The sequence below is a fragment of the Kitasatospora sp. NPDC023385 genome (assembly GCF_055664045.1).
The window spans coordinates 14,989-27,540 of sequence record NZ_JBVOOL010000031.1 but is presented as its reverse complement, the minus strand read 5'-3'; the positions used below and the strand labels follow the sequence as shown (position 1 = coordinate 27,540).

At 71.3% G+C, this 12,552-nt stretch carries 12 protein-coding genes; 6 read left to right on the top strand and 6 right to left on the bottom strand.

Features of this window, described 5'->3' with window-relative positions; all coding sequences use genetic code 11:
* Nucleotides 1-27: 27 nt before the first annotated feature.
* Entirely contained in the window at nucleotides 28-1,197 is a 1,170-nt protein-coding gene (locus AC0B61_RS31650) for a cytochrome P450 (RefSeq protein ID WP_471745062.1), read from the bottom strand.
* A gap of 288 nt (nucleotides 1,198-1,485) precedes the next feature.
* Here AC0B61_RS31650 and AC0B61_RS31645 point away from each other — a divergent pair, with 288 nt between their 5' ends.
* Nucleotides 1,486-2,331, top strand: coding sequence for a methyltransferase domain-containing protein (locus tag AC0B61_RS31645; RefSeq protein WP_471745060.1), 846 nt, complete (start codon nucleotides 1,486-1,488; stop codon nucleotides 2,329-2,331).
* 14 nt (nucleotides 2,332-2,345) lie between these two features.
* Here AC0B61_RS31645 and AC0B61_RS31640 read toward each other — a convergent pair whose 3' ends face one another.
* From AC0B61_RS31640 to AC0B61_RS31620, 5 genes are all read right to left on the bottom strand, one after another.
* On the bottom strand, nucleotides 2,346-3,395 hold the full coding sequence (locus AC0B61_RS31640) for an aldo/keto reductase (protein ID WP_471745058.1): 1,050 nt from the start codon (nucleotides 3,393-3,395) through the stop codon (nucleotides 2,346-2,348).
* A 10-nt stretch (nucleotides 3,396-3,405) separates the two neighbouring features.
* A complete protein-coding gene (locus AC0B61_RS31635; RefSeq protein WP_471745056.1) occupies nucleotides 3,406-4,272 on the bottom strand; it encodes a phosphotransferase family protein in 867 nt (288 codons plus the stop codon).
* Between the two features lie 10 nt (nucleotides 4,273-4,282).
* Nucleotides 4,283-4,507: a ferredoxin gene (locus AC0B61_RS31630; RefSeq protein WP_471745054.1), complete on the bottom strand. Its 225-nt coding sequence runs from the start codon at nucleotides 4,505-4,507 to the stop codon at nucleotides 4,283-4,285.
* Entirely contained in the window at nucleotides 4,504-5,709 is a 1,206-nt protein-coding gene (locus AC0B61_RS31625) for a cytochrome P450 (RefSeq protein ID WP_471745052.1), read from the bottom strand. The genes AC0B61_RS31630 and AC0B61_RS31625 overlap by 4 nt, the downstream gene beginning before the upstream one ends.
* Nucleotides 5,710-6,056: 347 nt before the next feature.
* Nucleotides 6,057-6,818, bottom strand: coding sequence for a class I SAM-dependent methyltransferase (locus tag AC0B61_RS31620; RefSeq protein ID WP_471745050.1), 762 nt, complete (start codon nucleotides 6,816-6,818; stop codon nucleotides 6,057-6,059).
* A 240-nt stretch (nucleotides 6,819-7,058) separates the two neighbouring features.
* On the opposite strand from AC0B61_RS31620, the gene AC0B61_RS31615 reads away from it, so the two are divergent.
* The 5 genes from AC0B61_RS31615 to AC0B61_RS31595 all read left to right on the top strand — a co-directional run bounded on the left by AC0B61_RS31615 (nucleotide 7,059) and on the right by AC0B61_RS31595 (nucleotide 12,432).
* Nucleotides 7,059-7,964: an HpcH/HpaI aldolase/citrate lyase family protein gene (locus AC0B61_RS31615; RefSeq protein WP_471745048.1), complete on the top strand. Its 906-nt coding sequence runs from the start codon at nucleotides 7,059-7,061 to the stop codon at nucleotides 7,962-7,964.
* Nucleotides 7,961-8,791, top strand: a complete 831-nt coding sequence (locus AC0B61_RS31610; RefSeq protein ID WP_471745046.1) for a cyclase family protein — start codon at nucleotides 7,961-7,963, stop codon at nucleotides 8,789-8,791. Before AC0B61_RS31615 ends, AC0B61_RS31610 begins: the two co-directional genes overlap by 4 nt.
* Nucleotides 8,788-9,975 carry a cytochrome P450 gene (locus tag AC0B61_RS31605; RefSeq protein WP_471745044.1) on the top strand — a complete coding sequence of 396 codons (1,188 nt, stop codon included), beginning with the start codon at nucleotides 8,788-8,790 and terminating at the stop codon, nucleotides 9,973-9,975. Before AC0B61_RS31610 ends, AC0B61_RS31605 begins: the two co-directional genes overlap by 4 nt.
* 214 nt (nucleotides 9,976-10,189) lie before the next feature.
* Nucleotides 10,190-11,020, top strand: coding sequence for an HpcH/HpaI aldolase/citrate lyase family protein (locus tag AC0B61_RS31600; protein ID WP_471745043.1), 831 nt, complete (start codon nucleotides 10,190-10,192; stop codon nucleotides 11,018-11,020).
* Nucleotides 11,017-12,432: an MmgE/PrpD family protein gene (locus AC0B61_RS31595; RefSeq protein ID WP_471745041.1), complete on the top strand. Its 1,416-nt coding sequence runs from the start codon at nucleotides 11,017-11,019 to the stop codon at nucleotides 12,430-12,432. The genes AC0B61_RS31600 and AC0B61_RS31595 overlap by 4 nt, the downstream gene beginning before the upstream one ends.
* Nucleotides 12,433-12,552 lie beyond the last annotated feature (120 nt).

Genomic DNA, 12,552 nt, shown 5'->3' with positions numbered 1-12,552 from the left:
CGCCTCCCGCAGATGTTCTCCGGCCGGTCACTCGGACAGTGCTGCCGGCAGTGGGTTGGTCGCCGATTGCGCACCGATGCGCTCGCCGGGGGTGAACCGCACCGGCATCCGCAGGTAGCCGTGGATCTGCCCGACGGTGGGGTACTTCTCGGCCTCGCCGGTGACGATCTCGTAGTCCGGCATGCGCGCCAGGACCTCGCCGATCACGACCTCGAAGTCCATCCGGGCGATGTGGCGGCCGATGCACCGGTGGATTCCGACGCCGAACGCCGCCTGCCGGCCGGCGTCCCGGTCGAGGTCGATGACCTCGGGCTGCGGGAACACCTTGGCGTCCAGGTTGGCCGCGGCCCACGACAGCAGGACGCGCTCGCCCTTGCGGATCGGGCAGCCGTCCACCGTGGTGTCCGCCATCGCCGTGCGGCCGGCGCCCATGACCGGGGTGAAGTACCGCAGGAACTCGTCGCAGACCTCGGGGATCCGCTCGGGCGAGTCGATGAGCGTCTGCCGGGCGTCCCGGTTGCGGTCGAGGTAGTCGAGGGTCGAGGCGAGCAGGGCGGTGGTGGTGTCGACCCCGCCGGGGATGACGGCGTTGCAGACGCCGACGACGTCCTCGTCGGAGAGCTTCTCCCCGCCGATCTCGACCTGGGTCAGGAAGCTGATGAAGTCGTCGCCCGGGTGGGCGCGGCGCTTCGGGACCAGGGCCCGCACCTCTTCGATCAGCCGCGCGAAGTCGGCCTCCACGCGGTCGAACTCCGGGGTTCCGGGGTGGGTGTAGACCAGTGCGTGCAGGACGTCGGCGTAGACCCGCCAGTCGTCCATCGGCAGTCCTACGAGTTCGAGCGTGATCAGCGCGGGCACCGGGTTCGACAGGTCGAGCACCAGGTCGATCTCGCCGCTCTCGATGAACTTGTCGACGCACCAGGTGGCGTACTGCTGGATGCGCGGGCGCAGCCGGCGGGCGGCCGGCGGGGAGAAGAAGCTGTTGAGCGCCTTGCGCCATTCCGTGTATTCGGGCGGGTCGATTTCGAGCGGCAGGCCGCGGAACGACGACGACGGGACGACGGTGCCCTGCGGGCGGCCCGGCACATTGGGGAGTTCGTGTGCGGAGGAGAACAGCACGGGCTGGTGCGCGACCCGGGACACCTGCTCGAACCCGGAGACCAGCCAGAAGCCGCCGTGCTTCCGGCTGTAGGACACCGGACACTGGGTGTTCATCGCGATGTTCGCGGCCCAGGGGTCTGCGGCGTACTCCGCCGAGTGATGATCGAAATCTGTTTCAGTCCGCTCTTCGGACATCGTCCCGCCCTTCCGCCCGGCATGCCGGAATCCTCATTCGGTTCTATCGGATCCGCGCGGGCGGGTGAATAATACCTTCGTACATATATGGGTGCGCGTGTACGAAGGTCCACTTCTGACCACCCCCCGTGAGCCATTAAATTCTACCCGGACCTCAGCGGTATCCGAATCTCGCAAGGAAGTGACGCCATGACGGTCGGACCAGCCGGCGCGAACAGCGACGTCGCGAATTTCTACAACGGCAGTGGAAAAGTTCGCGTAGCAGGAAAAATACGGGACCGCTGGGGCGGTAACCTGCACAACGGGTACTGGCACGACGATGCCGACGACGCTCCCCCGGAGGTGGCGACGGACCGGCTCACCGATCTGATGATCGAGCGCCTGGCCCCGCAGCCCGGACAGCGCGTGCTCGACATCGGCTGCGGCATCGGCAAGCCGGCCGCCCGGCTGCTCCGGGCCCACCCGGTGGACGTGGTCGGCATCACGATCAGTGAGTCCCAGGTGGCCCAGGCACGGGCCGGTGCGGCCGAGGCCGGCCTCGCCGACCGGGCGACGTTCGAGTACGCGGACGCCCAGCAACTGCCGTTCCCGGACGACTCGTTCGACGCCGCGTGGGCACTGGAATCGCTGTTCCACGTCCCCGACCGGGACCGGGCGCTGGCCGAGGCGGCGCGCGTCCTGCGGCCGGACAGCCGGCTGGTGATCGCGGACTTCGTGCTGCGGACCCCGATCAGCGAGGACGGCCTGCAGGCCGTCAAGCGGATCTGCGAGACGTTCGGGGTGCACACCATCAGCCCCCTGGACGACTACCTCGCCCAGCTGTCCTCGCACGGCTTCACCGGTTTCGACGTCCTCGACATCAGTGACAACGTGGCGCGCACGGGGCACCTCCTCGCCGACGCCTGGGAGGACGTGCGGGACCAGCTGGTGGAGGACGGGAACTCCGACAAGGTCGACGCCCTGATCACGGCGACCCGCGACTTCTCCGAGACGCCGGAGTTCGGCTACGTCCTCGTCTCCGCGACGCTGGGCTGACCCGTCCGGTCGGCTCATTCGATCGTCCGGCTCCGCTGCATCGCCCCGAAGGCGCCGTAGGGGTAGCCGGCCGGTCGCGGGTCGCTCGCCTCGGTGAGGCGGGCGACCTCGTCGTCCTCCAGCGTGATCCACCGCGCCTGGAGGTTGTCCGCGAGCTGCCGCGCGTCGCGCGCACCCAGCACGGCACCGCTGACGCCCGGTTGGGCCGTCACCCAGGCCAGCGCGACAGCAGCCGGCGACACGTTCCGCGCGCCGGCGATGTCGTCGAGGATCTTCAGGATCTGCCAGGTGCGGTCGCTGGCGGCGTGCGAGCGGTACAGGGCGCTGACGTAGGCGGCGTGCATCTTCCCGCGCTCGCGCTGGTCGGCGAACCTCGCCGGGCCGTCCGGCACGGCCTGCGGCGCGTACTTGCCGCTGAGCAGGCCGCCGGACAACGGCGACCACGCCAGCATCCCCAGGCCGTTGGCCCGGCCCGCCGGGACGATCTCCCATTCGACCTCCCGGCACAGCAGGCTGTACTGCGCCTGGAACGTGACCGGCCTGGCCGACCCCATGGCGTCGGCCAGGCCGACGGCCTTCTGCAGCTGCCAGCCGGTGTAGTTGGAGATGCCGACGTAGCGGATCTTGCCGGCGCGCACCGCGTCGTCCAGGAACCGCAGGGTCTCCTCCTGCGGCGTCAGGGGATCCCAGGTGTGCGCCTGGTAGAGCGTCACGCAGTCGACGCCGAGGTTGCGCAGGGACGCCTCCAGCGCGCGGGTCAGGTTGTGCCGGGTGTTGCCCCACTGGTTGCGGCCCGCCGAGGTGGTGAAGCCACCGCCCTTCGTGGACAGCAGCATCCGGTCGCGCACCTCCGCCGTCTGCGTGCGCAGCCAGCGGCCGATGAGCACCTCGGCCATGCCGTCGCCGTACGCGTCCGCCGTGTCGATCAGCAGGCCGCCGGCGTCGGCGAAGGTGTCCAGCACCCGGACCGACTCGGCCTCGTCGGTACTGCCCCCGAAGGTCGCGGTGCCGAGCGCGTAGAGCGAGGTGGCGAGTCCGCTCGCGCCGAGGGGGACATACTTCATCGGTTCGTCCTCACTGGCCTGCCGGACCGGCGGTCCGGCGGTAGGCCGCCCATCGCGCGCTCGCGTCGCGGAGCTCGCCGGTCATGCGGTTCGGATGGTGGACCGCGACGTACTGCCAGTACCTGGCCAGCACGTCCGCGAAGGCGTCGAGCGCGCCGGGCTCCGCGGTCCGCCAGGCGGGCACCCGGCCGGCCCACTGCTCCGCCGTGCGCGGCGAGTTCCCTGCGTAGACCAGCCACACGACCCAGCAGGCCGGGTCGAGCCACCCGGCCCCCCGGGTGGCGGTGGCCCAGTCGACCAGGCGGACCTGCCCGGTCGGCGTGACGAGCATGTTGGTGTGGTGCCAGTCGGTGTGCAGCAGGGTGTCCCCGTGCAGTATCCGGGCCTCCGCCGGATCGTCCAGGTACGGCGCCCAGCGCTGCTCGGCCCGGGGGACCGGGGCGTCCCGGCCGGCGACCGCGCCGAGCTCCGCCATCACGTCGACCACCAGCGGCAGGTCGGGCGATCCGGCGTGGTACTCGGCGCGGCGGCCCTCCAGGTGCTCGAAGCCGAGCACGTCCCAGCCGTCGGCCTCGACGCGCCACAGCACGCGCGGCCCGAGCGGGACGACGAACGGGTTCACCGCCACTTCGCAGCCCTGGGCGACCGCCGCCGGATGGTCGGTGCGCAGCCCCTTGACGAAGACGCGCTCACGGCCGCTCCACACCGTGGCCGCGACGTGGCTGCTGTAACCGTCCCGTGCCGGCTGAACCCGCTCGACGGGTCCGACGTTCGACTCGATCGCGGCGACGACGGTCGCGGGCAGGTCGTCCCAACTGCCTCTCAGGGAGACGGCGCTGGGTGACAGGTCGGCGAGTTCGCCGGTTACGGGCTCCACGGTCATCCTGTTATTCCGAGTCCAGACTGATAGCCAGCGCCGGGCAGGTGAACGCTGCCTGGTGCACGTCCTCCGCGTCCTCCGCGGAAGACGTCTCCTCCTCCAGGACGACGGCGATTCCGTCCTCGTCCTGGTCGAACCAATCGGGTGCGGCCAGCACACACTGACCGGAACCGATGCATTTTTCCCTGTCCAGATTGATGCGCACGAAGCCTCTCCCCGCGTTGACGGTCACCACTTGACCGGAAGTCGGTTCACCCCGTAGATGGCCAGATCGAGTTTGTACGAGATCTGGTCCACCGGAATCGCGAGTTCGAGCGTCGGAATGCGCCGGTAGAGCGTTCCGAACACCACCTGCAGCAGAACCCGCGAAAGCTGCTGTCCGAGGCACTGATGCACACCGAACCCGAACGCGAGATGGTGCCGGGCGTCCCGGTGCAGGTCGAGTACGTCGGGATCCCCGTCGAAGGCCCGCGGATCGTGGTTCGCCGTGTCGGTCGCGACGATGATGCCCTCGCCCTTGCGGATGAGCACACCGCCGACCTCGAGGTCCTCCTTGGCCACCCGGCGCCTGCCCAGGTGCGCGACGCTGAGGTAGCGCAGCAGTTCCTCGACGGCGTTCGCGATGAACGCCGGATCCCGTGACTCCCGGACGAGTTCGAGCTGGTCGGGGTGGGTCAGCAGGGCCATCGTCCCGAGCGTGGTCATGTGCGCGGTCGCGCCGTGCCCGGCGGCCATCACCAGCAGGGCGGTGGCGACGATCTCCTCGTCGGGCAGTTCGCCGGCGCTCACCAGGTGGCCGATCACGCCGTCGCCCGGCTCGGTGTGGGCCTGCTGCACGAGCGAGCCCAGCAGTGCGCGCATGTCCTCGACGACCTTGGCGTGCACCGAGTCGGGAGACCCGGGCACCGCCATGATCCGGCCGAGCGCGGCGAACCGCTCGCCCTCGCTGTGGTGGACGCCGAGGACCTCGCAGATCGCCTTGGACGACATCGGCACGGCGAGGTCGGCGAACAGGTCCGCGGTGTTCCCGGCGGCGAGCATGGCGTCGACCAGCTCGTCCATGGTCCGCTGGAAGACCGGGCGCAGGGCCTCCGCCTTCCGGTTCGAGAAGTCCGCGGTGACCATGCGCCGCAGGTACGCGTGCTCCGGGTCGTCGACGGTGGGCATGGAGCGGTTACGGGTGTGGAACGCCTTCGCCTGCGGCGCCGCGAACGTGTATCCCGGCAGCCGCTGATCGGAGCTGGCCCGTGCGTCGGTCAGCACCGCTCGGGCCTCGGCGTACCCGGTGACCAGCCAGGGTGCACTGCCGTCCCAGATCCGCACCCGGGACACCGGGGCGGTTTCGGCGAGTTCACGGAGTTTCACCGGCAAATCGAGCGGGCACCCGGGCGTCCGGTCCATCGGATAAAATGGATCATCGAGCTGGGTTGGCATGCCGCCAGTTTCGCCCGGCCGGTCGATATGCGTAAAGTGGACCTTGGTACATCACACTTTTTCTCACACGAAGGGTTCGCCGGCGGATTCCCGGACCGCGGCAATCGGGCCCGCGTCCGGAGCGCTAAGCGGAGCGGACCCGAAGCGCATTCCCCACGGCGTTCCGGCGGATTCCGACACGGCCGCCACGAAACCGGTAAAACACCCCGGGAATGACCTCGGGGAATGCCCTCGGGAAACGGCCTCGGGAAACGGCGTGAAGAATGGAAAGGCGGCGGCTGCGGGCCCCGTTCACCGGGTGTCCGCAGCCGCCGCCAGAATTCCTCGGATATCTTTTACCCGCGCTGTTACTCGCCCGCTCCGCGCAGCTCCGCCCGCGTCACCGTGAGGCGGATCGGCAGGTCGAACTCGCCCTTCTGGGTGTCCGGGTGCTCGTCCAGGTGCCGGCGGATGCGGCCCAGCAGTTCGCCGCGCTCCTGCTCCGACAGCCTCAGGACGGGGGACAGCGTCCCCATCCGGGCGACCATCGAGTCGGTGGTGCAGCGCTGGCCGTGCTTGAAGTCGGTGTGCTCCAGGTCGGTGAACAGCGGGTGCTGCCGCAGCCGGTCGGTGGCCGACGTCGTGCTGTCCCAGCCGAAGATCCGCGCCAGCCCCGCGATCCAGTCGACGCGCGCGTCGTCGTCGTTCCACAGCGCGGCGACCACCCCGCCCGGGCGCAGCACCCGGGCGATCTCCGGGAAGGCCTTGTCCTGGTCGAACCAGTGGAAGGCGTTGCCGGCCAGGACCGCGTCGACGGACGCGTCGGGCAGCGGGATGCTCTCCGCCGATCCGATGTGCGCCTCGACGCCGGGGTGGTTGCGGACCAGCTCGTCCCGCATGCGCGCGTCGGGCTCCACGGCGACGACCGCGATCCCGGCGGCCCGCAGCCCCTTGGTCAGCTGGCCGGTCCCCGCGCCCAGGTCGAGGACCGTCAGCTGCGGCCGCCCCGCGACCGGCGCGAGTGCCCACTCGATGGCCTCGCGCGGGTAGTCCGGCCGGTGCTCCGCGTACCCGGCCGCATTCGACCCGAACGACGTCCCCTGCTGCTGCTCATCGCCCGAATTACTCATGAACCATCCCATTCACCGCATTCGCGCATTGTGCGCGCCCACTTGCCGACCGCTCGGCACGACAGCCTTGAGTCCTACCACGCGGGACGATCCAGGTGAAGTGGCCTTTGGTGCACAATTTTCGTCCTGCACCAAGGTCCACTTACCTCCCCGACGTGTCCTGCGTAAAAATTATTCGACATTTACCGGCTTTTGCATGTCAAATTGTGACGCCGCCACGATACCCGCCTTGGGGGTGTAGTGCAACTTTCCAAGCCACAGCATTCCGCCGGGCAGTCCGCGAGTACTCGCTCACTGTTCCTGAGCTACCTCTACGTACCGGGCCACCACCTGAAGCGAATCGGAAGCGCATATTCCTCGGATGCTGACGCGGTCGTGCTCGACCTGGAGGACGGCGTACCGGATTCGAAAAAGCAATACGCCCGCGAGCTGGTTTCCGACGTCGTCTCGGGCCCCGTCGCCAAGCCGACGTTCGTGCGGGTGAACTCCCTCGCGAGCGGACTGGGCACCGATGACGTGCTCGCGGTCGCCGGGCCCGCGCTGAGCGGGCTGCGGCTGCCGAAGGTGCGCGGCCTCGACGATCTGGCCCGCGTCACGGGGCTGCTGGCCGAGCTCGGCCATCCGGCCGGCGTCCAGCTCCTCATCGAGTCGGCCGCCGCGCTGGAACTCGCCTACCCGCTCGCCTCGGCGTCGCCCGCCGTGACGATGCTGGGGCTGGGGGAGTCGGACCTCCGGGTGAACCTGGGCTGCGACCTGGACGGACGGACGATGGACGCCGCCCGCATCCGGGTGGTCATGGCCTCCCGCGCGGCGGGGCTGCCGAGCCCCTGCCAGAGCGTCTACGCCGAGGTCCGCGACCCCGAGGGCCTGCGCGACAGCTGCCTGCACGGCAAGCGGCTCGGCTTCCTGGGGCGGATGGCCATCCACCCCGGCCAACTGCCGATCATCCACGAGGTCTACCGGCCGGCGCCCGACGAGATCGCCGAGGCGGTCGGCATCTGCGAGGCGGCCGACCGGGCCGGCGAGCAGGACACCGCGGTCGTGGTGTCGGACCGTCAGCGGCTGGTCGCGCCGCCGATCGTCGCCAATGCGCGCCGGGTGCTCGAACTGGCCCGTTCGCTGGAACTCCTCCCGGACGTGTCATGACGGGCTCCCCCGCCGGCCCCGACCGCCTGCTCGCCGCACTGGCGGGCGGAGTGGAGGTCGTGGACCTGGCGCAGCCCCTGGCGAACGGCATGCCCTGCTCGCCGAACCATCCGGGCTTCCGGATGGCGCTGGCGCGCCGGCACGGCGACGCGGTCCGCGCCGACGGCGGCTCGTCGGCCAGCGAGATCATCACCACCGGCGGCCACGTCGGCACCCACATCGACGCCCTCTCCCACGTCTCCCAGGACGGCCTCCTGCACGGTGGCCTGGACAGCGCCGAGGCTCAGCGCGGTGGCGCCTTCTCCGTGCACGGCATCGACACCGTCGAACCGATGGTGTGCCGGGCGACCTTCCTCGACATCGCGGCGCTGCACGGCACGGACTGCCTTCCCGCGGGCCACGGCGTCACCGCCGACGAACTGGCCGCCGCGGCCCGGCGCGCCGGCGTCGAACCGGGGCCGGGCGAGGTCTGCCTGGTCAACACCGGTTGGAGCCGCTGGTGGAGCGAGCCCCAGGCCTACCTCGGGTTCGACACCGGCGTCCCCGGCATCACCCCGGACGCCGCACGGTGGCTGGTGGAGCGGGGCATCCGCGCCGCGGGCACCGACACCACGGCCTTCGAGCAGATCCCGGCCGGACGAGGCCACACGATCATGCCGGTGCACCGGATCATGCTCGTCGACGCCGGCGTCCACATCGTGGAGAACATGCGGTTCGACGGGCTCGCCGGTCGTGCCGCGGTGGAATTCGGCTTCGTCCTGGCGCCGCTGCCGATCGTCGGCGGCACCGGATCCCCCGTTCGCCCCCTCGCACTCCTAAGCAGGTGAGCACGACCGTGCCCTACGACGACGATTTCGACCTGTTCTCCCCGCCCGCCGCGGAGAACCCCTTCACGGTGTACGACGACATGCGCAGCGGCTGTCCGGTGGCCCGCAGCGAGAAGCACGGCGGCTACTGGATCGCGGCCAGCTACCAGGCGGTCGACGACGTGGCCAAGAACCCCGAGCTGTTCTCGTCGGTGTCGATCAGCGTGCCCAAGAACGCCTTCGGCGACGACCTCGCGGAACGGCCGCCGATCACCCTGGACCCGCCGCGGCACGGCGCGTTCCGGCGCACGCTGCTCCCCGCCTTCAGCCCCCGGCAGATCAAGGCGCTGGAGCCGTCGGTCCGCGAACACGCCCGCGACCTGCTGGCGGGCATCGCGGGCCGGGACCGCTGCGACGCCGCGTCCGAGTACGCCAAGAAGATCCCGTCGCGCTTCATGGCGCGGATGATCGGCTGCGACGACGACCGCCAGGACGAGTTCGCCGAGCAGATGCGCGCCCTCCTCGAGGCCAACGAGATGGCGGAGATCCAGGCCGCGATGGCGCTGACCCAGCCGTTCCTCGAGGACCTGATCGAGCAGCGGCGCCGGGAGCCCGGCGAGGACCTGGTGAGCTGCGTGCTGTCCGCCGAGATCGACGGCCGCACGCTGACCGGCCCCGAACTGATCGGATCCCTGGTCCTGATCATCACCGCGGGCATCGACACCACGTGGAGCGCCCTCGGCAGCAGCCTGTGGCACCTGGCGCAGCACCCGGAGGACCGCAAGCGGCTCGTGGCCGAGCCCGAGCTGATCCCCACCGCTGTCGAGGAGTTCCTGCGCGCCTTCTCCCCCGTGCAGATCGCCCGCGTGGTCACCAGCGACACCGAGTTCCACGGTGCGCAGCTCAGCGCGGGCGACTCCATCCTGCTGGGGATGCCGTCGGCCAACCGGGACGCCACGGAGTTCCCGGCCGCGGACCGGGTCGACATCGGTCGGGAGGTCAACCGTCACCTGGCCTTCGGGGTCGGCATCCACCGGTGCATCGGGTCCTCCATGGCCCGGATGGAGATGCGCATCGCCCTGGAGGAATGGCTGCGGGCGATTCCGGAGTTCACGCTCGCCCCCGGCGACGCCGTGAAGTGGTCGACCGGGCACGTCTGGGGGCCGCGCCGGCTGGACCTGCTGCTCGGCGGGGCCGAGGCGTAGCGGAGGCCTGACCGAGGCGAGGCGGAGGCCTGGCGGAGGCGAGGCGGAGGCCTGGCGGAGGCGAGGACCGGGTTCGCCTCCGGAGATCCGCGTTGCCCGACGCCGGGCAACGCCGCCCGGGCCGGTCGGCGCGCGGGCATCGACGACGGGGACGGGTGCTCGGCGGACGCGAACCGCCGCCGGGCACCGGCGGTCCCCCTGAGGAGTGGTGACGGTGGAACCGATTCGCAGCTGGCTCTACGTTCCCGCCCACCGGATCGAGTTGCTCGGCAAGGCCATGGCCGGGCAGACCGATGCCGTGGTGCTGGACCTGGAGGACGCGGTGCCCGCGGACGCCAAGCGGCTCGCCCGCGACCAGGTCCTGGAGGCGCTGGCCGAGAAGTGGCCCAAGCCGGTCTGGGTGCGCGTCAACTCGCCCGACTCGCCGTGGGGTGCGGCCGATCTGGCGGCGCTGGCCGGAACCGCCACAGCCGGGCTGCGGCTGCCCAAGGTCGAGGACCCGGACCTGGTCCGGGCCGCTGCGGCCGGCTCCGGGCTGGCCGTGCACGCGATCATCGAGTCGGCGCTGGGCGTGGAGAACGCGTACCGGATCGCCACGGCCCACGACGGTGTCGCTCTGCTCTCCCTCGGTGAGGCCGACCTCATGGCGGACCTCCGGCTCGGCGATCCGGGTGCACTGGACTGGGCCCGCCAACGCATCGTCAACGCCGCCCGGGCCGCGGGGCTGCCCAGTCCGCCGCTGGCCGCCTGGACCGATGTCGCGGACGTGGCCGGCCTCGCCGCGGACACCGTCGCGGCCGGCCGGCGCGGCTTCTTCGGCCGCTCGGTCCTGCACCCGAAACAGGTGGACGTGGTGAACCGGATCTTCACCCCGGATCCCGAGGAGGTGGCCGCGGCCCGGGTACGCCTCGCCGGCCAGGTGGGGCGGGACGCCGTCGCGTGGCTCGACGACCGGGGCCGGTTCGTCGACGCCGCGCTGCTGGCCAACGCGAGGTGGCTGGTCGACCTCGCCGACGCACTCGCCCGACGGGAGGCCGGCGCATGACCCGCACTCCCGCGCAGCGGCTGGCGCAGCTGGCCCACACCACCGCCCGTACCGGCCTGCCCCGGGACTTCCGTGCGGAGCTGGCCGGGCGGGTCCTGGACCTCCTCGGGAACAGCCTCGCCGCCGTTCCGACCGGGGTCGCCGCGGCCGTGACCGCCATGGCCGGGGCCTGGGGCGGTGCCCCGCAGGCCACGGTGATCGGCTCGGCCCGGCGGCTGCCCGCTCCCGCGGCGGCGCTGGTCAACGGAACCCTCGCGCACGGTCTGGACTTCGACGACACCCACCTGCCCTCGGTGCTGCACCCGTCCGCGGCGGTGCTGCCGGCCGCGCTCGCCGTCGCCGAGACCGTGGGGGCGTCCGGCGGCGCGCTGCTCGACGCCGCCGCGATCGGCGTCGAGGTCACCTGCCGGCTCGGCATGGCCGGGTACGACCCGGAGGCGAACAACTCGATCTTCTTCGACCGCGGCCTGCACGCCACCGCGATCTGCGGCACGGTCGGCGCGGCCGTCGCCGCCGGGATGCTGTACGGGCTCGGTGAGGAGGAGCTGACCTCGGTCATCGGCATCGCCTGCAGCATGGGCTCCGGGATCATCGAGGCGAACCGGACCGGCGGCACCGTCAAGCGCACGCACTGCGGCTGGTCGGCCCATGCGGGCGTGGTCGCCGCCGAGTTGGCCCGGCACGGGATCACCGGGCCGACGACGGCGCTGGAAGGGCGGTTCGGCTTCCTCACCGCGTTCTGCGGTGATCGCGCCGACGTCAGCCGGCTCACCGACGGTCTCGGGAGCCGCTGGGAGGCCCGGCGGCTGTTCGTCAAGCCGTATCCGTGCAACCACTTCACCCACGCGGGCATCGACGCCGCCCTGCGGCTGCGGGCGAAGGGGGTCGATCCGGCTGCCATCACGGCCCTGACCCTCGGGGTTCCGGCGCCGGTGGTGCACACGATCGGCGAACCCCACGCGGCGAAGGTCCGGCCGGAGTCGGGCTACCACGGCGCGTTCAGCGGCCCGTTCACGATCGCGGCGGCGCTGCTGGGCGGCGGCGGACTGGGCGTGTCCCACGAGGACTTCACCGATGCCGCCGTGCGGTCGGCGGACCGGCTGGCCCTGGCCGAGAAGGTCCGGGTGGTGGCGGACGAGCGGTGCACCGGCATCTTCCCCCACCAGTTCCCCGCCGTGCTGACCGCCGAGCTCGCCGACGGCTCCCGGCACGTCGAACGGGTCGAGGTGAACCGGGGCGGCCCGGAGAACCCGCTGACGGCGGCGGAGTTGACCACCAAGTTCCGGATCAACGCCGAACGGACGCTCTCCCGCGCCCAGGCCGAGCTGGTCGCCGAACTGGCGGGTGGGCTCCCGAGCGCACCGGACCTCACCGCGCTGGCCGCGGCCCTGCGCGGCGGCCTGCCGGTCTGATCGCGGGTGGCACCCGCGCCAGCACCGCACCGCACCGCACCGCACCGACGGACTCCTTCTCCAACGGATGGTTCACACTCCGCTAGAGACACAACGCATGGTTGGGGATACTCCGTCGAT